A 24,691-nucleotide genomic window follows, 5' to 3' on the forward strand; every position below is an offset into this window, starting at 1 on the left:
TCACCCCTGAAACATTTGTATGAAATTTTACCGGGGATGGTGGGATTCAAGGTTGCCGGCTGCTAGCTATGTGCCAGCAGTCGAGGCAAAAACCTTGGGGCTCGGACCGGATCGCTTATGGCTCTTCGGTTTTCAGCTCTTGTTCAATCTTTTGGATTTCCTGGGCAAATGCCTGGTCGAGCAGGCTGGCTCGCTTGCGCCATGGTTTGCGTTCAGGTTCAGGCTGGGCGGCGTAGGTGGTGACTTCCCCGCCGTAAACGTCCTTGTAACGTTGCTCCTGGCGCTCAAGTTCCGCGCGCAGTTCATCTTTCGTCACATCGTTACCTAATTGAGTGGAGTGTTGATACGTTGCGCCGTTATGCCAGATTGCGCCCTCGGCGTGTTCCAAGTTGAAACGCAGAAGCGTTCAAGTTAGTGGTGCATTCGCGGCAATAGTTGCGATCGACAATGCACGGCATATGCACCATCTGATGAAGCCCGCTCCCGATTATCAAACCAGGTGGACCTTCACACAGAGTGCATTATAGCGGCGCATTTGAATAACACTATCAGCGTAAAGTTAAAAGCCGTCAACTTTGTGTGAGGGTTTTGTTACACGGGTGCGTGGGTAGTTGCAAAAATTCTGGCGTCATAAAATTTAACCAAACTTCACAGGTTATTAAGCAGCCCTTAACTTGATGAAGGCGGGCGGGCCTAAAAACGACGCTCGCCCACAAATTGCGATAATCGAATGATTGTCCGATAATCGCACAATGTTCTCAGGCCTGCCTTGTGCATCCTGGCTGACACGGCTTGTAATAGCTGCCGAACCACCCCAGCGGTCGACAATAAGAGAAAGGATCCCGACATGAACGATCAATTGCGCAACTCTTTCGCGTCAGTGGCGCCGCCGATCGTTGCCTCTCCGGCCAAGCGTATCCAGGCGTTTACCGGTGATCCCGACTTCATGACGTCCCTGGCTCGCGGCCTGGCCGTGGTGCAGGCGTTCCAGGAACGCAAGCGCCACCTCACCATCGCCCAGATCAGTCACCGCACGGAAATCCCCCGCGCCGCCGTGCGCCGTTGCCTGCACACCTTGATCAAGCTCGGCTACGCCACCACCGACGGGCGCACCTATTCGCTGTTGCCCAAAGTGCTGACCCTGGGCCATGCCTATTTGTCGTCCACACCGCTGGCCGTGTCGGCCCAGCCTTACCTGGACCGCATGAGCGAGCAGCTCCACGAAGCCTGCAACATGGCGACCCTCGAAGGCGACGACATTCTCTACATCGCCCGTTCGGCCACCACCCAGCGCCTGATTTCCGTGGACCTGTCGGTGGGCGGGCGCTTGCCGGCCTATTGCACCTCCATGGGCCGCATCCTGCTTGCCGCACTGGACGACGCCTCGCTGCAGGATTACCTCGACCACGCCGATCTGCAAACCAAGACCAGCCGCACCCTGACCACGCCCGCAGCGCTGTTCGAATGCCTGCAACAAGTGCGTCAGCAAGGCTGGTGCATCGTCGACCAGGAGCTGGAGCAAGGCCTGCGTTCCATCGCGGTGCCGGTGTATGACGCCTCGGGCCAGGTGCTGGCCGCGCTGAACGTCAGTACCCACGCCGGGCGCGTCAGCCGCAGTGAGCTGGAACAGCGCTTCCTGCCGAGCATGCTCAGCGCCAGCCGTGAGTTGAGCGCGCAACTGTTCGCTTAAGCTGTTCGGTCACCGCACAGATCCCGGTTTGCTCAATTGACGGTGTTTCCCCCGACTTATTACTGTGCGGCAGCGCTGTTGAAGCGCCCCAATAATAACGACGGCCGCAGGTCGTCAGCCCGCCATCGGTGTGGAAATAAAAACAATGAATCAGCCTTCTGTCGGTTCCACGTTGGACGTCCAGTCCTTCATCAACGCCCAGCCCCTGTCACGTTATCAGTGGCGCGTGGTGATCCTGTGTTTCCTGATCGTTTTCCTCGACGGCCTCGACACCGCTGCCATGGGCTTTATCGCACCGGCACTGTCCCAGGACTGGGGCATTGATCGCGCCAGCCTCGGCCCGGTGATGAGCGCTGCGTTGATCGGCATGGTGTTTGGTGCCCTCGGTTCCGGCCCGTTGGCCGACCGCTTCGGCCGTAAAGTGGTGCTGGTGGGCGCGGTGCTGGTGTTCGGCGCGTTCAGCCTGGCATCTGCCTACAGCAGTAACGTCGATCAGTTGCTGGTGCTGCGGTTTCTCACGGGATTGGGCCTGGGCGCCGGCATGCCGAATGCCACGACGCTGCTGTCCGAATACACACCGGAACGCCACAAATCATTGCTGGTGACCAGCATGTTCTGCGGCTTTAACCTGGGCATGGCCGGTGGCGGGTTTATCTCGGCCAAGCTGATCCCGGCGTTTGGCTGGCATGCCTTGTTGCTGATCGGCGGCATCCTGCCATTGATTCTGGTAGTAGTGCTGATGGTCTGGCTGCCGGAGTCGGCACGCTACCTGGTGGTGCGTAACCGGGGCACCGACAAAGTGCGCAAAACCCTCTCGCCCATCGAACCCAGCATCGTCGCCCAAGCCAGCAGCTTCAGCGTGCCCGAGCAAAAAACCGTCAAGGCGCGCAACGTGTTTGCGGTGATCTTCTCCGGCACCTACAGCGCCGGTACGTTGCTGCTCTGGCTCACCTACTTCATGGGCCTGGTGATCGTCTACCTGCTCACCAGTTGGTTACCGACCCTGATGCGTGACAGTGGCGCCAGCCTGGAACAGGCCGCGTTCATCGGTGCGTTGTTCCAATTCGGTGGCGTGTTGAGCGCGGTGGGCGTGGGGTGGGCGATGGACCGGTTCAATCCGCACAAGGTCATCGGCATTTTCTACCTGCTGGCCGGGGTGTTTGCCTACGCGGTAGGGCAGAGCCTGGGCAATATCACCCTGCTGGCAACCCTGGTGCTGGTTGCCGGGATGTGCGTCAACGGTGCGCAGTCGGCAATGCCGTCTCTGGCCGCACGTTTCTACCCGACCCAAGGCCGCGCGACCGGCGTGTCGTGGATGCTCGGCATCGGTCGTTTCGGCGCGATCCTCGGCGCCTGGATGGGCGCAACCTTACTGGGCCTGGGCTGGAACTTCGAACAAGTGCTCACCGCCCTGGTGATCCCGGCTGCATTGGCCACCGCTGCGGTGGTGATCAAGGGCATGGTCAGCCATGCCGACGCCACCTGAGGCTGATCGATAGCTTGCCAACAATCCGTTCGATAATCGAACACTGAGTCGATTATCGGATTGTTTGGCCCATTTCCCCGGCTTAATCTTCAAGCACTTCGGCGCCACCTCAGCGCCTTTTTCGATCCATACCGGGAGCCCGAACCCCATGGCTGAAATCCTCGCGCTGCGTGACGCGGTGAAGCAATTTGTGAACGACGGTGACACCGTCGCGCTAGAAGGCTTCACCCACCTGATCCCAACGGCAGCAGGTCATGAAATCATTCGTCAGGGCAAAAAAGACCTGACGCTGGTGCGCATGACACCTGACCTGATCTACGACCAGTTGATCGGAGCTGGTTGCGCCCGCAAGCTGATTTTCTCCTGGGGCGGCAACCCCGGCGTGGGCTCCTTGCATCGCCTGCGCGACGCGGTCGAGAAGCAATGGCCGCAACCGCTGGAAATTGAAGAACACAGCCACGCCGACCTGGCCAATGCCTACGTCGCCGGCGCCTCCGGCCTACCGTTCGCGGTGCTGCGTGCCTACGCGGGTTCCGATTTGCCCAAGGTCAACCCGCTGATCAAGACCGTGACTTGCCCCTTTACCGGTGAAGTGCTGGCGGCGGTGCCGTCGGTGCGCCCGGACGTCACCGTGATCCATGCACAAAAGGCTGACCGCAAGGGCAACGTGCTGTTGTGGGGCATCCTCGGTGTGCAGAAAGAGGCGGCCCTGGCGGCCAAGCGTTGCATCGTCACCGTCGAAGAAATCGTCGATGACCTGAATGCGCCGATGAACAGCTGCGTACTGCCGACCTGGGCGCTGACGGCGGTGTGTCATGTGCCGGGTGGCGCGCATCCGTCCTACGCCCATGGCTACAACGAGCGTGATAACCGCTTCTACCAGGCGTGGGACCCGATCGCCCGCGACCGTGGGACCTTCACCGCCTGGATCAATGAATACATCCACGGCACCGCCGATTTCAGCGAATTCCAGGCCAAACTGGCCACCGCGCAGGAGGCCAAGTAATGGCTTACTCGACCAATGAAATGATGACCGTCGCCGCCGCGCGCCGCCTTAAGAACGGCTCGGTATGCTTCGTCGGCATTGGCCTGCCGTCCAAGGCGGCGAACCTGGCGCGCCTGACTTCTTCGCCGGATGTGGTGTTGATCTACGAGTCTGGCCCGATTGGCGCCAAGCCGTCGGTACTGCCGTTGTCTATCGGTGATGGCGAGCTGGCGGAAACCGCCGACACCGTCGTGCCGACCGGTGAGATCTTTCGCTACTGGCTGCAGGGCGGTCGCATCGACGTGGGCTTTCTCGGCGCGGCTCAGGTCGACCGTTTCGGCAACATCAACACCACGGTGGTCGGTGACTACCACCAGCCTAAAGTGCGACTGCCGGGAGCCGGTGGCGCGCCAGAAATCGCCGGTTCGGCCAAGAGCGTGTTGATCATCCTCAAGCAGTCGGCGCGTTCGTTTGTCGACAAGCTCGACTTCATCACCTCGGTCGGCCATGGCGAAGGCGGCGACTCGCGTAAACGCCTGGGTCTGCCAGGTGCCGGCCCTGTCGGGATTATTACCGACCTGTGCATCATGGAGCCGGAGGAGGGCACCCATGAATTCGTGGTCACCGCGTTGCACCCTGGAGTGACCCGCGAGCAGGTGGTGGCCGCGACCGGTTGGGCGATTCGTTTTGCCGACCAGGTCGACACCACCGCCGAACCGACTGACGTAGAGCTGACCGCCCTGCGTGACCTTGAAGCCCGCACTGCGGCCGCCCATGGCCAAGCGCCGGGAGAAGCCTGATGCGCGATGTATTTATCTGTGATGCCATGCGTACCCCCATTGGCCGTTTCGGCGGTGGCTTGTCCACCGTGCGTGCCGATGACCTGGCCGCGCTGCCGATCAAGGCGTTGATCGAGCGCAACCCTTCGGTGGATTGGACGGCCGTCGATGAAGTGTTCCTCGGCTGCGCCAACCAGGCCGGTGAAGACAACCGCAACGTAGCGCGCATGGCGTTGCTGCTGGCGGGCCTGCCGGAAAGCATTCCGGGTGTGACCCTCAACCGCTTGTGCGCCTCGGGCATGGACGCGATCGGCACCGCCTTCCGCGCGATTGCCAGCGGTGAAATGGAACTGGCGATTGCCGGTGGCGTCGAGTCGATGTCCCGCGCGCCGTTCGTGATGGGCAAGGCCGACGCGGCGTTCTCGCGCAATATGAAGCTGGAAGACACCACCATCGGCTGGCGCTTTATCAACCCGTTGATGAAGGCCCAGTACGGCGTGGATGCAATGCCGCAGACGGCCGACAATGTGGCCGACGACTACAAGGTGTCCCGCGCCGACCAAGACGCTTTTGCCCTGCGCAGCCAGCAACGTACCGCTGCTGCACAAGCCGCCGGGTACTTCGCTGAAGAAATCGTGCCCGTACGCGTCGCCCATAAAAAAGGCGAAACCCTGGTCGAACACGATGAGCACCCACGGGACACCACACTGGAAGCCCTGGCCAAACTCAAGCCCGTGAACGGCCCGGACAAAACGGTGACCGCCGGCAACGCCTCGGGTGTCAACGACGGTGCTGCAGCGCTGATCCTGGCCTCAGCCGAAGCCGTCAAAAAACACGGTCTGACTGCCCGTGCCCGCGTGTTGGGCATGGCCAGCGCCGGTGTCGCGCCGCGTGTGATGGGCATTGGCCCGGTGCCAGCGGTGCGTAAGCTGGTCGAGCGCCTGGGCCTGGCCGTCACCGACTTTGACGTCATCGAACTCAACGAAGCCTTCGCCAGCCAAGGCCTGGCCGTGCTGCGCGAACTGGGCATCGCCGACGACGCGCCGCAGGTCAACCCGAACGGCGGCGCCATCGCCCTCGGCCACCCGCTGGGCATGAGCGGCGCGCGGCTGGTGCTGACGGCCCTGCACCAACTCGAAAAGACCGGCGGCAGCAAAGGCCTGGCGACCATGTGCGTGGGCGTCGGCCAAGGCTTGGCCCTGGCGATTGAACGCATCTAATAAGAGAGGACTGCACCATGAGTGACAAGCCTGGATACCGGCGCCCGCAAGCGGGCACTCAACCTGATTACCTGCACCCGGCCTACCAGTCGACGAACCTGCGTTCGCCGTCCCAGCCGTTGGTGTTCCTGCCACATTCCTTGTCGGAAATCACCGGCCCGACCATCGGCGCCGAACGCATCAATGAGAAGGACAACGACCTCACGGCCCAGCATGAAGGCGAGCCCCAAGGCGAACGCATCATCATTCATGGCCGTGTACTCGACGAAAACGGTTTGCCTGTGCCGGGCATTCTGGTGGAGATCTGGCAGGCCAACGCCGCCGGTCGCTACAACCACAAGCGCGACCTGCACGATGCGCCACTGGACCCGAATTTCACCGGCACCGGCCGCACCGTCACCGACGCCGATGGCTGGTACCAGTTCCAGACCATCAAGCCCGGTGCCTATCCGTGGGGCAACCACCACAACGCGTGGCGCCCGGCGCATATCCACTTTTCGCTGTTCGGCCCGAGCGTGCTGACGCGCTTGGTCACGCAGATGTACTTCCCCGGCGACCCGCTGCTGGAATACGACCCGATCTACAACTGCGTGCCGGACACCTCGGCCAAGCAACGCTTGATCGCCAGCTTCGATCTGGAAAAAACCATTCCTTCCTATGCCCTCGGCTACCGCTGGGACATCGTCCTGCGCGGCCGCGACGCCACGCCGATGGAGAAATGAGATGACACTCAACGCGACCACGTCCCACACCGTCGGGCCGTATTACCACATCGGCCTGACCTGGCTGAACCGCGAAGACCTGACCGTGAGCGCCACCCTCGGCGAACGTGTGGCGATCAGCGGGCAAGTGGTGGATGGCAATGGCGATGTCGTCAACGACGCCATGCTTGAAGTCTGGCAGGCCAATGCCGCCGGTAAATATGACCACCCGGAAGACGAGCAGGACAAAGCCGTCGACCCGAACTTCGAAGGCTTCGGCCGGGTGCCGGTGGATGCCGAAGGGCGGTTTCGCTTTACCACCATCAAGCCGGGTGCGGTGCCGGGCCTGAAAGGCACAACCCAGGCGCCGCACCTGGTGGTGCTGGTGTTTGCCCGTGGCTTGGTGAAGCACTTGATGACACGGATTTACTTTGACGGTGAGGCGCTGAATGGGGATGACCCGTTGCTGGCGTGTGTGCCGGCAGATCGGCGCGAAACCTTGATTGCCAAGCAGGATGCAGAGGGTGTGCATCAGTGGAATGTGGTGTTGCAGGGCACAGACCGGGAAACAGTGTTCTTTGATTATTGAGTTGGCTTGAGATCATTCGCGAGCAAGCCCGCTCCCACATTCGATCGAGTTCCACCTTTGGAATACGGTCGAATGTGGGAGCGGGCTTGCTCGCGAAGGCGTCAGATCAGGCACTGAGTAATCAATGGGGTTTAGCAGCTGCTTGCCACAAAACCTCAGCTACACCCTGGCGTCTGGCAATAACCCGCGCCGCCACAAACAGCAAATCTGACAACCGATTGATGTACGCCAACCCCACGCCTTCCAATGGTTCCACCGCATTCAACTGCTGACACCGCCGCTCCGCACTGCGCGCCAGGCTGCGGCACACATGGGCTTGGGCGATCAATGCCGAGCCACCGGGCAGGATGAAGTTCTCCAGCGGCCCCACTTCCTCATTCCAGCGGTCAATCGCGGCTTCCAGCCGATCCACTTCCGCAGCGTTCAAGGCTTTGTACACCGGCATTGCCAGTTCACCGCCCAGATCGAACAAACGATGCTGGCAAGGCGTTAACACCTCGATCACATCCTTCAACTCCGGATGCTTGCCACTCTGTTCTTCCAGGCTGGCCAGCAACAAACCCAACTGGCTGTTCAGCGTATCCACCTCACCAATCGCTTCCACCCGTGGGTGGTCCTTGGGCACGCGGCGGCCATCGCCCAGGCCGGTTTCGCCCTTGTCGCCGGTACGGGTGTAGATCTTCGACAGGCGAAAGCCCATGGTCAGTGCTCCAGTTGGTTCAGTTCGTAAGGGGGCAGTTGGCTACCGGCCAACGGCAGGCGCAGGGTGAAGCAGGTGCCTTGGCCCAGGGTGGAATGCACTTCCATCTGGCCCTTGTGGTTGTTGGTGATGATGAAATACGACACCGACAGCCCGAGCCCTGTGCCCTGGCCGATTTCCTTGGTGGTGAAGAACGGCTCGAAAGTGCGTTTGCGCACGTTCTCGCTCATGCCGATGCCGTTGTCTTCCACTTGGATCTCCGCCCACGGCGGGTTGAGGCGCGTGCGCAGGATGATGCGCCCCGGCTCGCTGTCGTCTTCACGCAGATGGATGGCCTGGGCGGCGTTTTTCAGCAGATTGAGCAGCACCTGTTCCAGCTCGTTGGCGGTGCCGGGCACCGGGCCGAGTTGAGGATCGAACTGGCGGATGATGGCCTGGCCCTTGAAGTCGAAGCCGATGGCCAGGTCGAAGTCATTGCCAGCGATTTCCACGGCCTGGTCGATCAGCGCCGGCAAATCGCAGGGGGCCATCTGCCGGTTGCTGCGACGGCTGAAACTGAGCATGTGGGTGACGATCTTTGCCGCCCGCGCCCCAGCCTGTTGGATGCCATCGAGCAGTTGCGGCACTTCGCGGCTTTGCAGGTAGCGGTTGACTGTTTCCAGCTCGATGCCTGCCTGCTCCGCATGCTCCAGGTTCTTGGGCAACTCGGGGGACAGGCGGCGGCGGATGTTCTGCACGTTGTGCAGGATCGCCCCCAGCGGGTTGTTGATCTCATGGGCCATGCCGGCAGCCAAGCCACCCACGGAGAGCATCTTCTCCGACTGCACCATCATTTCTTCCAGGGACAGGCGCTGCGTGATGTCATCGATCCGGATCACCACGCCACGCCCGGCCCCGCCCATCAGCGGGTAGAAGGTCAGCGCGTAGTGCTTGGCTTCGTCGTCCTTGAACCAAGTGACACGCTCGATGCGCTCCACGGTGTGTTGCTCCACCGCCGCCCGGATCTGCGGCAGGTAAGGTTTGAGCGGCTGGAACGCCAGGTAAATCGGCTGGTTCAGGGCTTCGTCCAAGCGCGTGCCGGAGAGAGCGCTGGCCTCCTGGTTCCATTGGGTGACGTAGAGCTGTTCATCCAGGGCGATCAGCGCCGAGGGCATGGAGTCGATGATGCTGTTCAGGTAATTCTGGAAGCCGGTGAGTTTCTTCTCGATCTTGCTGCGAACCTGCACTTCCAGTTCCAGTTTGCGGTTGGTGTGGCGAGTTTCTTCCGCCAGACCCTGAGCCTGGTCATACGCCGCCTGAGAGTCGTCCCGCGCACGCTTGAGCTGTTGCTCACGGGCTTCGATGCGCGACAGCATGGTGTTGAAGGCCTCGGCCAGGCTGCCAATTTCATCGTGGTTGCCACGGCCGGCGCGCAAGGCGTAGTTCTCCTCGCGGGTGACCTGGCGTGAGAGTTCTTCCAGTTCGTGGATTGGCCGAGTGATCAGGCGTTTGATCTGGCGGGCGATGATCAGCCACAACAACACACTGAAAATCAGGATGCCCAGGCTGGCCGTCAACGTGCCGGTATAGAACGCCACTGGCAGCTCGCTACTGGCCACCAGCAGCAGATGTCCGGACGGCTGGCCGGCGCGGGGCAGGGTGATGATTTGGTTACTGCGAAACTCGGTCACGCGCCAGGCTTCGATATGCCGATAGTTGTCTGGCAGGTGCAGGCGGTCGCCGTGTTGCATCTGCGCCAGGCGATTGCCTTCGCCGTCATACAGGGCGGCGGCGCGCAACGGCGAATAGCTGGTCAGTTCATTGAGCAGCGCGTCTGCCTTGGCGGGCGATTCGAGGGCTTCGGCGGCGAGTGCGGGGTTGGACACCAGGCGGCCGATGGCCTGCAAGGCCTGGGGTGCCATGCTTTCCTGGGAAATCCAGTAGGCGGCGCTGATAAAGGTCAGGTTGGCCACCAGTAACACGGTGGTCAACAGCACCAGCAGGGCGGCCAGCAGTTTCTGCCCGACCGGTAGGTTTTCAAGACGCTGGCGCAGCGGCATCAGGGTTTTCCCAGGTGATAGACAGGCGGGCAGGGTAGCGCGTGGTTCAGTCGCGGGGCAATCCACGTGCAAGCAAGCGCTCCACCAGGCGCACTTGCAGCTGTTGCAGGTGCGGCAGGTTCAACTGGTGACGAGAACCCGCCTGGCAAGCATAGCCCAATAGATAGCTGATTTCGGTGCGACGGCCGGCGGTCACGTCCTGATACATGGACGAGTAGTTGGCGGCAGTGGCCTGGATCACCCGTTCCACTTCGTGTTGCAGGTCCTGCGCGGCAGCCGGTTGGCCGCAACACTCCAGCAGTTCGCCGAGTTCGGCGCACAGGGTTGCGACTTCACAGTGATGGGCTTGCAGTTCTCCGTTACGGCACTGGTACAGCACGGTCAGCGGGTTGATGGCGCAATTGAGCGCCAGCTTGCGCCACAGCCGCGTGAGGATGTCGGTGCTCCAATCGTAGGGGATGCCGGCGGCCTGTAAATCATCCAGCCAGAGCGGCGGGGTGGGGTGGCTCGCGTCGCCCAGCCAGGTGTAGCCATGGCCGGCGAACACCACACGCCAATCGCCATCGCGAAACGCGCCTTCGGTACTGGAGGCAAAGATGCAGCGTGCCTGGGGCAGTTGCGCGGCCACCGCGTCCTGGCTGCCGAGGCCGTTCTGCAGCAGGATCAGTTCTGCGTCCGGTGCCAGCCGGTGTTGCAGCTGTGCGACGGCACTCTGTGCGTCGTAGGCTTTGCACGCCACGAGTAGGCGATGAATCGGCTCGGGACTGTCGGGCGTTTCGCCAATTACCGGGTATGTGTGTTCCATGCCCTGTTCTACCAGCGTTAGCCCTTTGGCTGCCTGATAGCTGGCCAGGCGCGCAGCATCGCGCAGGATCAACCGCACGGGCACGCCAGCGCGCGCCAGCCGGGTGGCCCAGAGTGTGCCCAGGCTGCCGGCGCCGAGAATATGCCAGGTGGTCGACATCAGTTTGTGCTCCAAAGGGTCACCCGCAGCGAACGGGACAAAAGAACCGCTATAATGCCCCGGCATTTTAGCTTGGGCGCGCTCCATCTCTACTGAGCCCGCCCCTTATATTGGAGAAATGACATGCCTTCGTTCGACGTGGTATCCGAACTGGACAAACACGAAGTCACCAACGCCGTCGAGAACGCCGTCAAGGAACTGGACCGTCGCTATGACTTGAAAGGCAAGGGCAGCTTCGAATTCAAGGAAAAAGAGCTGACCGTCAACCTGACCGCTGAAGCCGATTTCCAGCTGGAAGCGATGATCGAGATCCTCAAGCTGTCGCTGGTCAAGCGCAAGATCGACGCGCAATGCCTTGAGATCAAGGACGCCTACGCCTCCGGCAAGTTGATGAAGCAAGAAGCCGTCCTCAAGGAAGGCATCGACAAGGAGCTGGCGAAGAAGATCGTTGCTCACATCAAGGACGCCAAGCTGAAAGTCCAGGCCGCGATCCAGGGTGAGCAGGTTCGCGTCACTGGCAAAAAGCGTGACGACCTGCAAGAGGCCATCGCGGCCCTGCGCGCCAAGACCTTCGACATGCCGCTGCAGTTTAATAACTTCCGCGACTGATGGCACTTTGGGGAACCTGTGGGCGTTTTTGACGTCCCACGCCCCAGAACCTGCGCCGACTATTGAGCCCTACGGGGCTCAATTGCATTTATGGCCAAACATCCGGTAAACAGGAGAATGTAGATGGATTTGAATGCTGAAGTGGATCACCTGATCAAGACCTCAGAGTCGTGGATCCCGATGATCATGGAATACGGCAGCCGTTTTTTGCTGGCGGTGCTCACCCTGGCCATCGGTTGGTGGCTGATCAACGTGTTGACCCACCGAGTGGGGCGTTTGTTGGCATTGCGCAATGCCGACCTGGCGCTGCAACACTTCATCACCAGCCTGGCGAACATTGCGCTCAAGGTCATGCTGGTGGTCAACGTGGCCTCGATGATCGGCGTCGCCACCACTTCGTTCGTGGCCGCGATCGGTGCCGCTACCCTGGCCATTGGCCTGGCATTGCAAGGCAGCCTGGCGAACTTCGCTGGCGGCGTGCTGATTCTGTTGTTCCGTCCGTTCCGCATTGGTGACTGGATCGAAGCCCAGGGCACTTCCGGCACCGTCGACAGCATCCAGATCTTCCACACCGTGCTGCGTACCGGTGACAACAAGACCGTGATCATCCCCAACGGCAGCTTGTCCAACGGCCTCATCACCAACACCAACCGTCAGCCGACCCGCAAGGTGGTGTTTGACGTGGGTGTCGACTATGAAGCTGACCTGCAGAAAGCCCGTGAAGTGTTGCTGGAACTGGCCAAAGACCCGCGTGTACTGGCAGACCCGGCGGCTGTTGCAGTGGTATCGACCTTGGGTGACAGTTCGATCACTGTTTCCCTGCGTTGCTGGACCAAGACTGCGGATTATTGGGACGTAGTGTTCATGTTGAACGAACTTGCACGGGATCGTTTGAAAGCGGCGGGGATTGATATTCCGTTTCCACAGCGGGTTATTCGCGTGATGCAGGAAACAGCTGCCAAGTAATGGCAATTAACTGCCTTGAACTTGGCCGTTAGGTCAGGTTCAAGCCGCCGGTGATAGTGTCGTTAGTTAGCTTGCTAGTTATTTTGTTGCTGAAACATTAAAGCCATAAAAAAGCCGCTCCCTTGTTAAACAAGAGAGCGGCTTTTTGTTTAAGGCGAAAGCCTTAAGTCATCGCTGTAATAAAACTGTCAATTACAGGATGTTCAGCGGGTATTGCGCGATCAGACGCAGTTCGTCGATCGACGACGAACCGTAGTACACGCCATCAGACGAACGATAGGTCGCTTGACGTACACGCAGGCTCAGGTCTTTGGCTGGGCCGCTCTGGATCACGTATTTGGCTTCGATGTCGCGTTCCCACTCTTTGCCGTTCGAGGTGGTGGCGGTGTTGGCGCCGCTACCGGTCACGTAACGAGTCATGAAGCTCAGGCCAGGAATGCCAAAGGTTGCCATGTTGATGTCGTAACGCGCCTGGTAGGACTTCTCGCCCTCGGCGTTGAAGTCGGAACGGGCGATGGAGTTGGCCAGGAACACCGTGCCGCCGCCGTCTACGCCGTAGCCGTAGTCGCCGTCGCCGGTAACTTTCTGAGCTGCCAGGGTGAAGGTGTGTGCACCGATGGTGTACGCACCCTGCAAGCTGAACGCACGGTTATCGAGCTTGGTACGTTCTGCGAACGGCAGAGCGCTGTCTTTGGAAGCACGTTGCAGGCCTTCGCCTTCGCTCTTGGTGTCGTAGATGTTGAAGTCCAAGGCAAACGACTGGTCGTCGCTGATCGCGTGGGTCCAGTTCAGGTTGCTGTAGTACTTACGGAAATAATCTTCAGTTTTCGCGTAGTACAGGCTACCGGTGAACTCAGGAGTGAAGGAGTAGACACCACCGACGAAGTCGGTTTTGGTCAGGCCCAGGCTGTCATGGTAGGTCTGGTTTTGCGCGACGCTGGAAGTGAAGTGACCGCCTTCAAGCTTCAGGCCCTTGATCTCGCTGCTGGTGATCGAGATACCTTGCGGCAGCTCTGGCAGCAAACGGCTGTCGTCTGAAGCGAATACTGGAGCTGTGGTGTATTGGTCACCAATTTTCAGCACAGTATCGGAAATACGGAATTTAACCGCGCCGCCGCCTTTGGAGTAGTCGTCCTGCGAGCGACCATCGGAACCGGTTGGGAACAGACCAGTGCCAGCACGGCCTTTGCCGCTGTCGAGCTTGACGCCCAGCAGGCCGATCACGTCAACACCGACACCGATGGTGCCTTGGGTGAAGCCCGAAGAGTACAGGGCGTTGAAGCCCAGGCCGGATTCTTCGGCACGGCTCTGAGAGTCCGGGCCCGACGGGTTGTTACGGAAGTCGCGGCTGAAGTACAGGGCGCGAGTGTTAATGCTGAAAGTGCTGTCTTCAACAAAGCCTTTGGAATCGCTTTGGGCGGACGCCATTGCGAACTGCGTAGTGCCTGCTGAAACAGCCAGGGCGATCATGCTCCACTTCATCACGCGCATCGTGATTTGCTCCTTTGGTTTTAGGAAGAGTACTGCCGTCCCACCTATATTTTTGTCTGGGCGGCTCTTTCTTTTTGTGTCGGCGCAAAGTTATATCACGCTGACAATATTGGCGATACTTGCCCAACTTTCCTTTCAGCTTCTTTACGAGCTTGTCGTAGATTGCTATATCCATGTCGCAAATTCACAGCCTCACTGTAACGAGGCTGACAACTTCAATACTGTTTCCAGACCGTTAAAAGAACGCAAAAAAACGTTACTTTCCAAGTTTGAAATCTTCCTTGGTGTGCATTGAACCGCTGCTGTTTTTCATCGCGAAACACCTGCTTCCCTTCCGGTGCCGTTGCCGACGATAAAGGGATGAATGCAGCAAGCGTGCCCAAACCGTAAATCGAATGTCATTTTTTCGTGAAAAACGTTACTGCCTCGTGAAAACCGCATAAGCACGGGGTTTTTACGCCGATTGGTTTGGCCTTGACGCCCGGGCTCTGTGCCTGTGTTGGGGTGCATAAATCCTGTATCTGGGAAAAACGTTACCCGTTCACCCCGGTCAGTGGGTAATCGGCGGATCTCTTTGAGGCGCGATTGGGTCATTTTGGTGCATGCCGTCTGATGCCTCAGTGTTTCGGTGATGGCTCAATGCCTTGTTTTGTGAGGCCTCTGCATCGCGGTTCTCGTCGCAATGTTTTGATCAGCGCTTAGCTAATCACTGAAGGATTGGTCATTGAGCGTAGTCGAAAAATCCGTTTGGCTCGAAATGGTGCACTTTTTTTCGTCACGCCTTGCCTGGGCGCGTATTGGCTGACGTGAAGCAATAGCGATTCGCAGGTATGCTGGGCGCCTTGAACCTGACCTGCCGAACGGAGTGCCTGCGGTGTTCGCTTTAGACCAACGCCTTCAACAAGACACACTGGTCATCGGGGATTTCCCCCTGTGCCGCCTGCTGCTGTCCAATGACTCGAACTACCCCTGGTTCATCCTGGTGCCGCGCATCCACGGTATCAGCGAAGTGTTTCAACTGGATGTCGTCGACCAACAACGCCTGTGGCAAGAAACCACCGCCTTGGCCCAGTTGCTGAATGAAGGCTTGTCCGCCGACAAAATGAACATCGGCGCTCTGGGCAACGTGGTCAGCCAGTTGCACGTGCATGTGATCGTGCGCAAACGTGATGATGCCGCCTGGCCTGCGCCGGTATGGGGCAAACACCCCGCGCAGCCTTATACCGATGAACACGTGGCAGCCATTCGTGCTCGCCTGCGCGAGCTGTTGCCCGCCGACTTCGTCTTTACCCAGGGCTGAATCATGGATCTGCAAGACCGCGTCAACGATCTGGAAAGCCGCCTGGCCTTCCAGGACGACACCATCGAGACCCTCAATGACATCCTCGTCACCCAGCAGCGGGCCGTCGAGCGCCTGCAACTGCAGATGACCGCGCTGCTCAAGCGCCAGGAAGAAATGGGCGGTCAGTTCGAAACGTCTGAAGAAGAAGCGCCGCCGCCTCACTATTAATAGGCGTGCATAAAAAAACCGCGACCCAGCCTGGCTGGGTCGCGGTTTTTTTTACTGCGAAGGCGGCTATCAGCGACGCGGCAGTGCAGCGATCACGTCTTCGGCCTGCAGGCCTTTGTCGCGATTCATGACGGAGAATTCCACGCGCTGGCCTTCCACCAGAACGCGATGGCCTTCGCCGCGAATGGCCCGGAAGTGGACGAAGATATCGTCGCCCGAATCACGGGAAATAAAGCCGAAGCCTTTGGAGGTGTTGAACCACTTGACGGTACCGGTATCCCGATTGGTCATGTCGTAGGTTTGCGACGAGGCCGCAGGGGACGAGCGATAGAAGCTGATGGCCAGGTGAAGAACAATGGCGACCACAGCAATCACCAGGCTGAGCAGGATGGCCGGGTGGCCGCCGACTTCAGGCATGGGGGCCAGGAGGGTGAGGGTTTGTACGACAACAGTCAGTACCAACAGCGCGCTGACCAGGTTTTGCAGTTGATGACGCGTGCCTTTGTTCCAGTAAGGGATCACCGGTGCCAGCGTCAGGTTAAGAAGGCCGAACAAGGCCAGGTACAGAGCGTCGTGTTGTTCCAGATACGGCAGGCTTTCAGGCTGCAGGCTCGGGATAAAGGACAGCAGCAAAGCTGCAACGCCCGTTAGCAGGTGGACGATTTTCAACATTTTGATTAACTCACGTTAAGACGGATCACAAGGAAGAGCTGACTGGCACGGTTCGCTTCTGAACAATGGGAGGCGTTGGGCACGTGCGCGGGGTATCAGCCTATGCCGCTGCCGCAGAAAGTAACGGCGACGACACGCCGCCTATTTAACAGCAAAGGCTGTGCCTACTCAAATCAAGCATTTCGAGGTGTTGCAAGGGCGACGGCATTTCTGCGTCAAACGCTTGTCCTAGACACGTGCGGGCTTTTCAAGCGGCCTTCTGGGAGATTTCCTACATGGGCCCAAGGCTTGGACTGTGTCGTTTTCACAGGCCGGGGCGGGGCGAATTGCCGCGCCGGGCTGCGCATCACCGGCACACTTGCTAGAGTGGACCTGCACCTGATCAATGAATGCTTGTCAATTGAAGGGGATAAACATGGCAATCGATATCGGTATCAGTGAAGAAGATCGTAAATCCATCGTCGACGGGCTTTCGCGACTGCTTTCCGATACCTATGTACTGTACCTGAAGACCCACAACTTCCATTGGAACGTCACGGGCCCTATGTTCCGCACGTTGCACCTGATGTTCGAAGAGCAATACAACGAGCTGGCGCTGGCGGTGGACTCCATTGCCGAGCGTATCCGTGCATTGGGTTTCCCGGCGCCGGGTGCCTACTCGGTCTACGCGCGTCTTTCTTCCATCAAGGAAGAAGAAGGCGTGCCGAATGCTGAAGACATGATCAAGCAACTGGTAGAAGGCCAGGAAGCGGTCACGCGCACCGCGCGTGGCATCTTCCCGCTGCTCGACAAGGTCAGCGATGAGCCGACGGCCGACCTGTTGACCCAGCGCATGCAGGTTCACGAGAAAACCGCGTGGATGCTGCGTTCCTTGCTCGAAAATAAGTAAACGACTGCCCTGGGCGGCGCCTTCCCGGCGCCGCTCGCTTGTTTCCACGCATTTGCTAGCGTTGTCCTACGCCGATCAACTCCGCGTCTTCTGGCTGCCGCACTCTGCCTGCTGTTTTATAGGGTCATTGCCCAATGGGACAACCCATGGGCGGCTGTTTGGCAATGGAGTGTCAGGTGTATGTCACGCGGAGTGGGTAATGGAATCATGGAGACCGGTGGTTTTCATAAAATAAAGGTCGACCCCTTTGTAAAAGGGTTCGACATGGGGCTGGCCAAGCCATTGTCCCGGTCGGTGAGGCTCAACGGGTTTTCCACGTGCCTGCGGCTGGAGCAGATTTATTGGAATATCCTCACGGAAATCGCCAGGATCAACGCCTGTTCGGTCAGTGCCTTGCTGTCCTACGTGGATCGCGAAGTGCACTTGCGTTATGGCGGTGTGAAGAACTTCAGTGGGTTGGTCAGGGTGGTGTGCGTGGTTCACGCGTTGAAAGAGCGTGTTCAACCTTATTAGCCACCGGGCTTCGGGGGCAGCCCTCCTTTGAGGTGGGCAAGGCCCCGAGGCAGAAAGCCGGCTGCGCTGCCTCGATTTACCAGATATAATCCCGCGCTTTGCTGCGCGTGCCGGGTTAACCCGGAGCAGGCGTGGCGCAGTAACGTTCTGATCGCCGAGACATCGCCATGCCCATGTACGACTATCAATGTGCTTCCTGTGGTCATCAGTTGGAAGCCATTCAGAAGATCAGCGCCGCGCCGCTGGTCGATTGCCCGGCCTGCCAAGCGCCGGAACTCAAGAAGATGTTGTCCATGCCGGGCTTCCGCCTGAGCGGCAGCGGCTGGTACGAGACCGACTTCAAGACCGGCTCGAAGAAGAACCTGGCGGGCGGCGACAAAGCAGACTGAGTTGAACTCTACGCGCAGGCTCCTGCATTATCCGTCCCCTGCTTTAATGTACGGTGACGAGGCAAGCCTCCACCGAATTTCGAATTACGAGAAGTGAAACCACGACCATGATGCGCAGCCACTATTGCGGCCAACTGAACGAGACCCTGGAAGGTCAGGAAATCACCCTTTGCGGATGGGTCCACCGTCGCCGCGACCACGGCGGGGTGATCTTCCTCGATATCCGTGATCGTGATGGTCTGGCCCAGGTGGTGTTCGACCCGGATCGCGCCGAGAGCTTCGCCGCCGCCGATCGCGTGCGCAGCGAATACGTCGTGAAGATCACCGGCAAGGTTCGCCTGCGTCCGGAAGGCGCCGTGAACAAGAACATGGCCTCCGGCGGCATCGAAGTGTTGGGCTACGAGCTGGAAGTGCTGAACGAGTCGGAAACCCCGCCGTTCCCACTCAACGAATACTCCGACGTCGGCGAAGAAACCCGCCTGCGCTATCGCTTCCTGGACCTGCGTCGTCCGGAAATGGCCGAGAAGCTGCGCCTGCGTTCGCGCATGACCACCAGCATCCGCCGCTTCCTCGACGAAAACGGCTTCCTGGACGTTGAAACCCCGATCCTGACCCGGGCCACCCCGGAAGGCGCGCGTGACTACCTGGTGCCGAGCCGTACCCACGCGGGTTCGTTCTTCGCCCTGCCGCAATCGCCACAACTGTTCAAGCAACTGCTGATGGTGGCCGGCTTCGACCGTTACTACCAGATCGCCAAGTGCTTCCGTGACGAAGACCTGCGCGCCGACCGCCAGCCGGAATTCACCCAGATCGACATCGAGACCAGCTTCCTCGATGAAAAAGAGATCATGGGCCTGACCGAGCAGATGATCCGCAACCTGTTCAAGGAAGTGCTGGACCTGGAGTTCGGCGATTTCCCGCACATGACCTTCGAAGAAGCCATGCGCCGCTACGGTTCCGACAAGCCAGACCTGCGTAACCCGCTGGAACTGGTGGACGTGGCCGACCAACTCAAGGAAGTCGACTTCAAGGTGTTCAGCGGCCCGGCCAATGACCCTAAATGCCGCATCGCCGCCCTGCGTGTGCCTGGCGGCGCGAGCATGCCGCGCAAGCAGATCGACGACTACACCAAGTTCGTCGGCATCTACGGTGCCAAGGGCCTGGCGTACATCAAGGTCAACGAGCGCGCCAACGGTGTTGAAGGTCTGCAATCGCCGATCGTGAAAAACATCCCGTTGGACAACCTGAACGCGATCCTCGATCGCGTCGGTGCAGTCGACGGTGACATCGTGTTCTTCGGTGCCGACAAGGCCAAGATCGTCAGCGAGGCCCTGGGCGCGCTGCGCATCAAGCTGGGTCACGACCTGAACCTGCTGACCTGTGAATGGGCCCCGATGTGGGTCGTTGACTTCCCGATGTTCGAAGAGAACGACGACGGCAGCTTCAGCGCCTTGCACCACCCGTTCACCGCGCCGAAGTGCTCGCCGGCCGAGCTGGAAGCCAACCCGGCAGGCGCTTTGTCCCGTGCCTACGACATGGTGCTCAACGGCACTGAGTTGGGTGGCGGTTCGATCCGTATCCACCGTAAAGAGATGCAACAAGCGGTGTTCCGTCTCTTGGGCATCAACGAAGCGGAACAGGAAGAGAAGTTCGGCTTCCTGCTCGACGCCCTGAAATACGGCGCACCACCGCACGGTGGCCTGGCGTTCGGCCTGGACCGTCTGGTGATGCTGATGACCGGCGCCCAGTCGATCCGCGAAGTGATTGCCTTCCCGAAAACCCAGAGCGCTGCGGACGTCATGACCCAGGCTCCGGGTGTGGTGGATGCCAAGGCACTGCGCGAACTGCACATCCGCCTGCGCGAGACGCCTAAGGCTGAGTAAGGCTGCTGCGTGAAAGCGCACTGAGGTTTACGCAGTCTAAAAAGGCGCATCTTCGGATGCGCCTTTGCGTTAAAGGACTATTCCTCGCCTGGGGCGGGGGTGATCAAGGTTTCTACAGAATTTCGGAGTTGTGTTATGGCTGGCCATTCCAAGTGGGCGAACATCAAGCACCGCAAAGAGCGTCAGGATGCCAAGAAAGGCAAGATCTTCACCAAGTGGATTCGCGAGCTGACCGTCGCCGCCCGCCAGGGCGGTGGTGACCCCGGCTCCAACCCGCGCCTGCGCCTGGCGCTGGACAAGGCGCTGGGCGCCAACATGAGCCGCGACATCATCGACCGCGCCGTGGCCCGTGGCGCTGGTGCTGCCGACACCGACGACATGGTCGAGCTGAGCTACGAAGGCTACGGCCCGGGCGGCGTGGCGGTGATGGTCGAGTGCATGACCGACAACCGCAACCGCACCGCGGCAGCCGTACGTCATGCGTTCAGCAAGTGCGGTGGCAACCTCGGCACCGACGGTTCGGTGGCTTACCTGTTCGAGCGCAAAGGGCAGATCACCTTTGCACCGGGCACGGATGAAGATGCGCTGATGGAAGCCGCGATGGAGGCGGATGCCGACGACGTGGTGACCAACGAAGACGGCTCCATCGACGTGTTCACCTCGTTCGCCAGCTTCTACGCCGTGCGCAATGCGCTGGAAGCCGCCGGCTTCAAAGGCACCGACGCAGAGATCGTGATGCTGCCCACCACCAGCGCCGAGCTGGACCTGGACGGTGCGCAGAAAGTGCTGAAGATGCTGGATATGCTGGAAGATTTGGATGATGTGCAGAATGTGTATTCCAACGCGGATATCCCGGAAGAAGTCGCTGCACAGCTTACCTAAGAACGATGAAAGTCCAGTGTGGAAGCGGGCTTTTGTGGCGAGGGAGCTTGCTCCCGTTGGGGGGCGAAGCGCCCCCCAAAGCCTGCGCCTGCTACGCAGTCGAGCGGGAGCAAGCTCCCTCGCCACAAAAGCAGCTTCCACATTGGATCTATGTGTTTCCACAAAACCGCAGGCGTTATGACTTTAATCCTAGGTATCGACCCCGGTTCGCGCATCACCGGTTTTGGCGTGGTGCAACAGACCCCGCGCGGCTGTGTCTATGTCGCCTCGGGCTGCATCCGCACCGGCGCGGGCGAGTTGGCCGAGCGCCTGCAGATCGTCTATCGCGGCGTACGTGAAGTGATCCAGACCTACGGACCGGTCACCATGGGCATCGAAAAGGTGTTCATGGCAAAAAATGCCGATTCGGCGTTGAAACTGGGCCAGGCCCGTGGCGCCGCCATCGTGGCTGGAGCGGAGGAGGGCATGGAGATCGCCGAGTACACGGCGACCCAGGTCAAGCAGGCCGTGGTCGGTACGGGTGCTGCTAACAAAGAGCAGGTGCAGATGATGGTCATGCACATGCTCAAGCTCACCTCAAAACCGCAGATCGACGCCTCCGACGCCCTGGCCATTGCCATTTGCCACGCGCACACCCGTTCCAGCCTGTTGCCCCATGGCCTGGGTACCGCACGCAGTCGTGGCGGGCGGCTGCGTCTCTGATAGCATCAGCGCAATCGAAATTTCCGGTCAGGCCATGCGCTGACCCCAAGCTTTAAGGATCTGAACCGTGATTGGACGCTTGCGCGGCACCCTGGCTGAGAAACAGCCGCCGCACCTGATTCTGGATGTAAACGGGTTGGGGTATGAGCTGGAAGTGCCCATGACCACCCTGTATCGCCTACCGTCGGTCGGTGAGCCGATTACGCTGCACACTCACTTGGTGGTGCGCGAAGACGCGCAGCTACTCTATGGTTTCATCGGCAAGCGCGACCGCGACTTTTTCCGCGAACTGATCCGCCTCAACGGCGTGGGCCCGAAACTGGCCTTGGCGTTGATGTCGAGCCTGGAAGTGGATGAGCTGGTGCGCGCCGTTTCGGCCCAGGACACTTCAGCGCTGACCAAGGTGCCGGGCGTTGGCAAGAAGACCGCCGAGCGCCTGCTGGTAGAACTCAAGGACCGCTTCAAGGCCTGGGAAGTGGTACCGAGCATGTTCGCCCTTGTACCGAACCAGCCGGATATGCCGGCGGGCCAAGTCGCCAGCGCCGAAAGCGATGCGGTCAGCGCGCTGATTTCCCTGGGCTACAAGCCGCAGGAAGCCAGCAAGGCCGTGTCGTCCATCAAGGACAAGAACCTGAGCAGTGAAGACATGATCCGCCGCGCCCTGAAGGGAATGATTTAAGTGATTGAAGCTGATCGTCTGATTGCAGCCACTGGCCCGCGCGACCGTGAAGAGGTCCAGGACCGCGCCATCCGCCCCCTGAGCCTGGCCGACTACATCGGCCAGCCCACCGTGCGCGAGCAGATGGAGCTGTTCATCCAGGCTGCGCGCGGTCGCAGTGAATCTTTGGATCACACGCTGATATTTGGCCCTCCTGGGTTGGGCAAGACCACCCTGGCCAATATCATCGCCCAGGAAATGGGCGTGTCGATCAAGTCCACCTCCGGCCCGGTGCTGGAGCGTCCGGGTGATTTGGCGGCGTTGCTGACCAACCTTGAACCTCATGACGTGCTGTTCATCGACGAGATCCACCGGCTCTCGCCAATCGTCGAGGAAGTGCTGTACCCAGCGATGGAGGACTTCCAGCTCGACATCATGATCGGCGAAGGCCCGGCAGCGCGCTCGATCAAGCTCGACCTGCCACCGTTCACCCTGGTCGGCGCCACAACACGGGCGGGCATGCTGACCAACCCGTTGCGAGACCGTTTCGGCATTGTTCAACGTCTAGAGTTCTATAGCACGGCCGACCTTGCGACCATCGTCAGCCGTTCGGCGGGCATTCTCGGCTTGCCCCTGGACCCGGAAGGCGCGTTTGAAATAGCCCGTCGGGCCCGCGGTACGCCTCGAATTGCCAACCGTTTGCTGCGCCGTGTGCGCGACTTTGCCGAGGTGCGGGCCAAGGGGCACATCACCAAGGCCGTGGCCGACCTGGCCTTGAACCTGCTGGACGTGGATGAGCACGGCTTCGATCACCAGGATCGGCGTCTACTCTTGACCATGATCGAGAAGTTCGACGGCGGCCCGGTGGGGGTCGACAGCCTGGCCGCGGCCATCAGTGAGGAGCGTCATACCATTGAGGATGTGCTGGAACCGTACTTGATCCAGCAGGGTTACATCATGCGTACCCCAAGGGGGCGAGTCGTTACGCGTCACGCCTATCTGCACTTCGGGTTAAACATTCCGTCACGATTGGGCGAGATGCCTGTAGTAGACGAATTCCTCGATGCAGTGGACGATTAAAAGCCTCACGCCAGACGATTTATCCGAGGTTTGTGCTGTCCTAGTGGCTGGTGTCGTCATTCAGTCAGTCAGAAATGTTTCAGACAACGAAAAAACAGTTGCCCAGCCGGATTGGCAACCTGAGGAGTAAGCACTAGAGTATGCGCGCGCAAAACGGGGATCAGTCGTTCGCACATCGCTGTCGCGTTTATTACGAGGACACCGATGCCGGCGGCATCGTGTATTACGTCAACTACCTCAAGTTCATGGAGCGGGCTCGAACCGAGCGGCTACGGGAGCTGGGCTTTGCCCAGTCCCAGCTGGCAGGGGAGGACCTGTTATTCGTCGTGCATTCCAGCGAGGCGCGGTATCACGCGCCGGCGCGGCTGGACGACGAGTTGTTGGTCAGCGCTGAAGTAATCGAATTGAACCGTGTCAGCCTGCGTTTCAAGCAGCAGGTCAGGCGGGCAACGGATGCAACGCTGCTCTGTGAGGGGCAGTTCCTGGTGGCCTGTGTGCGCACCAATAGTTTGAAACCCCGGGCCATTCCCGAAGCTCTACGTGCGGCCTTTGCCGACGTAAGCGGCGCGGGTAAACAATCAAAGCAGGAGATTTAGCGTGGAACCTACCGTCGTCGACCATTCCTCCATGTGGAGCCTGGTCAGCAATGCCAGTGTTGTGGTTCAACTGGTCATGCTGACCCTGGTAGCCGCATCGGTTACCTCTTGGGTCATGATTTTTCAGCGCAGCAACCTGCTGCGTGCCGGTCGACGTGCCCTGGAGAGCTTTGAAGAGCGCTTCTGGTCGGGTATCGACCTGTCCAAGCTGTACCGCCAGGCTGGCAGCAACCCAGACCCGGATTCGGGCGTCGAGCAAATCTTCCGCGCCGGCTTCAAGGAATTCTCCCGCCTGCGCCAGCAGCCTGGCGTTGACCCGGAAGCGGTCATGGAAGGCGTGGCCCGCGCCATGCGTGTCGCCATTTCCCGCGAAGAAGAGAAGCTTGAGCAAAGCTTGCCGTTTCTTGCCACCGTCGGTTCCGTGAGCCCGTACATCGGCCTGTTCGGTACCGTGTGGGGCATCATGAACTCCTTCCGTGGCCTGGCCCAGGCCCAGCAAGCGACCCTGGCCACCGTGGCTCCAGGTATTGCCGAAGCCCTGATCGCCACCGCGATCGGCCTGTTCGCTGCTATCCCCGCAGTAATTGCCTACAACCGTTTTGCCGCTACCAGCGAAACGTTGATCGGCCGTTACTACACCTTCGCCGACGAATTCCAGGCGATCCTGCACCGTAAAGTGCACACCAGCGAAGAATAAG

Annotated in this window: 27 protein-coding genes; 21 read left to right on the forward strand and 6 right to left on the reverse strand. The window is 59.9% G+C overall.

The annotated features are described in order from the left end of the window. Positions 1 to 115: 115 nt before the first annotated feature. A complete protein-coding gene (locus tag HX812_RS09630) occupies positions 116 to 316 on the reverse strand; it encodes a hypothetical protein (protein WP_003189295.1) in 201 nt (66 codons plus the stop codon). A 531-nt stretch (positions 317 to 847) separates the two neighbouring features. Between HX812_RS09630 and pcaR the strand changes: the two genes are divergently transcribed. The 7 genes from pcaR (at position 848) to pcaG (ending at position 7,450) form a co-directional block, all read left to right on the forward strand. Next, on the forward strand, positions 848 to 1,690 hold the full coding sequence (gene pcaR / locus HX812_RS09635; protein ID WP_028619267.1) for a pca regulon transcriptional regulator PcaR: 843 nt from the start codon (positions 848 to 850) through the stop codon (positions 1,688 to 1,690). 145 nt (positions 1,691 to 1,835) lie between these two features. Continuing rightward, positions 1,836 to 3,176 (forward strand): MFS transporter, encoded by a 1,341-nt coding sequence (locus HX812_RS09640; protein WP_038849773.1) that lies wholly within the window; start codon positions 1,836 to 1,838, stop codon positions 3,174 to 3,176. Between the two features lie 148 nt (positions 3,177 to 3,324). Continuing rightward, positions 3,325 to 4,182 (forward strand): CoA transferase subunit A, encoded by an 858-nt coding sequence (locus HX812_RS09645; RefSeq protein WP_038849774.1) that lies wholly within the window; start codon positions 3,325 to 3,327, stop codon positions 4,180 to 4,182. Then, a complete protein-coding gene (locus tag HX812_RS09650) occupies positions 4,182 to 4,961 on the forward strand; it encodes a CoA-transferase subunit beta (RefSeq protein WP_028619270.1) in 780 nt (259 codons plus the stop codon). The genes HX812_RS09645 and HX812_RS09650 overlap by 1 nt, the downstream gene beginning before the upstream one ends. After that, positions 4,958 to 6,160 (forward strand): 3-oxoadipyl-CoA thiolase, encoded by a 1,203-nt coding sequence (gene pcaF / locus HX812_RS09655; RefSeq protein WP_177128137.1) that lies wholly within the window; start codon positions 4,958 to 4,960, stop codon positions 6,158 to 6,160. Before HX812_RS09650 ends, pcaF begins: the two co-directional genes overlap by 4 nt. Positions 6,161 to 6,177: 17 nt before the next feature. Further along, positions 6,178 to 6,882: a protocatechuate 3,4-dioxygenase subunit beta gene (gene pcaH / locus HX812_RS09660; protein ID WP_019817832.1), complete on the forward strand. Its 705-nt coding sequence runs from the start codon at positions 6,178 to 6,180 to the stop codon at positions 6,880 to 6,882. A gap of 1 nt (position 6,883) precedes the next feature. Continuing rightward, complete coding sequence (gene pcaG, locus HX812_RS09665) at positions 6,884 to 7,450, forward strand: protocatechuate 3,4-dioxygenase subunit alpha (protein ID WP_038849781.1); 567 nt, start codon at positions 6,884 to 6,886, stop codon at positions 7,448 to 7,450. Positions 7,451 to 7,571: 121 nt separating this feature from the next. Here pcaG and HX812_RS09670 read toward each other — a convergent pair whose 3' ends face one another. The 3 genes from HX812_RS09670 to HX812_RS09680 are packed head-to-tail and all read right to left on the reverse strand — an operon-like array spanning position 7,572 to position 11,153. Next, entirely contained in the window at positions 7,572 to 8,150 is a 579-nt protein-coding gene (locus tag HX812_RS09670) for a cob(I)yrinic acid a,c-diamide adenosyltransferase (RefSeq protein WP_038845963.1), read from the reverse strand. A 2-nt stretch (positions 8,151 to 8,152) separates the two neighbouring features. Then, entirely contained in the window at positions 8,153 to 10,189 is a 2,037-nt protein-coding gene (locus HX812_RS09675; RefSeq protein WP_033898501.1) for an ATP-binding protein, read from the reverse strand. A gap of 46 nt (positions 10,190 to 10,235) precedes the next feature. Further along, positions 10,236 to 11,153 (reverse strand): putative 2-dehydropantoate 2-reductase, encoded by a 918-nt coding sequence (locus HX812_RS09680; protein WP_177128224.1) that lies wholly within the window; start codon positions 11,151 to 11,153, stop codon positions 10,236 to 10,238. Positions 11,154 to 11,276: 123 nt separating this feature from the next. Between HX812_RS09680 and HX812_RS09685 the strand changes: the two genes are divergently transcribed. Together HX812_RS09685 and HX812_RS09690 are read left to right on the forward strand one after the other, a co-directional pair. Continuing rightward, entirely contained in the window at positions 11,277 to 11,762 is a 486-nt protein-coding gene (locus HX812_RS09685) for a YajQ family cyclic di-GMP-binding protein (RefSeq protein WP_003175814.1), read from the forward strand. Between the two features lie 123 nt (positions 11,763 to 11,885). Next, a complete protein-coding gene (locus HX812_RS09690; protein ID WP_016975459.1) occupies positions 11,886 to 12,728 on the forward strand; it encodes a mechanosensitive ion channel family protein in 843 nt (280 codons plus the stop codon). Between the two features lie 192 nt (positions 12,729 to 12,920). Here HX812_RS09690 and HX812_RS09695 read toward each other — a convergent pair whose 3' ends face one another. Next, complete coding sequence (locus HX812_RS09695) at positions 12,921 to 14,219, reverse strand: OprD family porin (RefSeq protein ID WP_033898499.1); 1,299 nt, start codon at positions 14,217 to 14,219, stop codon at positions 12,921 to 12,923. Between the two features lie 874 nt (positions 14,220 to 15,093). Here HX812_RS09695 and HX812_RS09700 point away from each other — a divergent pair. Together HX812_RS09700 and HX812_RS09705 are read left to right on the forward strand one after the other, a co-directional pair. Continuing rightward, positions 15,094 to 15,519: an HIT domain-containing protein gene (locus tag HX812_RS09700; RefSeq protein WP_038845967.1), complete on the forward strand. Its 426-nt coding sequence runs from the start codon at positions 15,094 to 15,096 to the stop codon at positions 15,517 to 15,519. 3 nt (positions 15,520 to 15,522) lie between these two features. Continuing rightward, positions 15,523 to 15,729, forward strand: coding sequence for a SlyX family protein (locus HX812_RS09705; RefSeq protein WP_010208093.1), 207 nt, complete (start codon positions 15,523 to 15,525; stop codon positions 15,727 to 15,729). 69 nt (positions 15,730 to 15,798) lie between these two features. Here HX812_RS09705 and HX812_RS32250 read toward each other — a convergent pair whose 3' ends face one another. Next, entirely contained in the window at positions 15,799 to 16,401 is a 603-nt protein-coding gene (locus tag HX812_RS32250; protein WP_038845968.1) for a cold-shock protein, read from the reverse strand. 415 nt (positions 16,402 to 16,816) lie between these two features. On the opposite strand from HX812_RS32250, the gene HX812_RS09715 reads away from it, so the two are divergent. The 10 genes from HX812_RS09715 to tolQ all read left to right on the forward strand — a co-directional run bounded on the left by HX812_RS09715 (position 16,817) and on the right by tolQ (position 24,690). Next, positions 16,817 to 17,290 carry a Dps family protein gene (locus tag HX812_RS09715; protein ID WP_033898494.1) on the forward strand — a complete coding sequence of 158 codons (474 nt, stop codon included), beginning with the start codon at positions 16,817 to 16,819 and terminating at the stop codon, positions 17,288 to 17,290. Between the two features lie 180 nt (positions 17,291 to 17,470). Further along, on the forward strand, positions 17,471 to 17,803 hold the full coding sequence (locus tag HX812_RS09720) for a ribbon-helix-helix domain-containing protein (protein ID WP_038845970.1): 333 nt from the start codon (positions 17,471 to 17,473) through the stop codon (positions 17,801 to 17,803). A gap of 167 nt (positions 17,804 to 17,970) precedes the next feature. Beyond that, a complete protein-coding gene (locus tag HX812_RS09725; protein ID WP_010208103.1) occupies positions 17,971 to 18,192 on the forward strand; it encodes an FmdB family zinc ribbon protein in 222 nt (73 codons plus the stop codon). A 107-nt stretch (positions 18,193 to 18,299) separates the two neighbouring features. Then, positions 18,300 to 20,075, forward strand: a complete 1,776-nt coding sequence (gene aspS, locus HX812_RS09730; protein ID WP_033898492.1) for an aspartate--tRNA ligase — start codon at positions 18,300 to 18,302, stop codon at positions 20,073 to 20,075. Positions 20,076 to 20,210: 135 nt separating this feature from the next. After that, entirely contained in the window at positions 20,211 to 20,957 is a 747-nt protein-coding gene (locus tag HX812_RS09735; protein WP_033898490.1) for a YebC/PmpR family DNA-binding transcriptional regulator, read from the forward strand. 177 nt (positions 20,958 to 21,134) lie between these two features. Then, positions 21,135 to 21,659, forward strand: a complete 525-nt coding sequence (gene ruvC, locus HX812_RS09740) for a crossover junction endodeoxyribonuclease RuvC (RefSeq protein WP_016975450.1) — start codon at positions 21,135 to 21,137, stop codon at positions 21,657 to 21,659. Positions 21,660 to 21,726: 67 nt separating this feature from the next. Further along, positions 21,727 to 22,338, forward strand: coding sequence for a Holliday junction branch migration protein RuvA (ruvA, locus tag HX812_RS09745; RefSeq protein ID WP_038845972.1), 612 nt, complete (start codon positions 21,727 to 21,729; stop codon positions 22,336 to 22,338). Further along, on the forward strand, positions 22,339 to 23,397 hold the full coding sequence (gene ruvB / locus HX812_RS09750; protein ID WP_015885611.1) for a Holliday junction branch migration DNA helicase RuvB: 1,059 nt from the start codon (positions 22,339 to 22,341) through the stop codon (positions 23,395 to 23,397). It begins immediately after the preceding gene. 140 nt (positions 23,398 to 23,537) lie between these two features. Further along, positions 23,538 to 23,993 carry a tol-pal system-associated acyl-CoA thioesterase gene (gene ybgC / locus HX812_RS09755; protein ID WP_015885610.1) on the forward strand — a complete coding sequence of 152 codons (456 nt, stop codon included), beginning with the start codon at positions 23,538 to 23,540 and terminating at the stop codon, positions 23,991 to 23,993. A gap of 1 nt (position 23,994) precedes the next feature. After that, positions 23,995 to 24,690 carry a protein TolQ gene (tolQ, locus tag HX812_RS09760; protein ID WP_015885609.1) on the forward strand — a complete coding sequence of 232 codons (696 nt, stop codon included), beginning with the start codon at positions 23,995 to 23,997 and terminating at the stop codon, positions 24,688 to 24,690. The last annotated feature ends 1 nt before the right edge of the window (position 24,691 follow it).

The organism is Pseudomonas sp. IPO3749, from assembly GCF_013386605.1.
Lineage (GTDB): Bacteria > Pseudomonadota > Gammaproteobacteria > Pseudomonadales > Pseudomonadaceae > Aquipseudomonas > Aquipseudomonas azotoformans_A.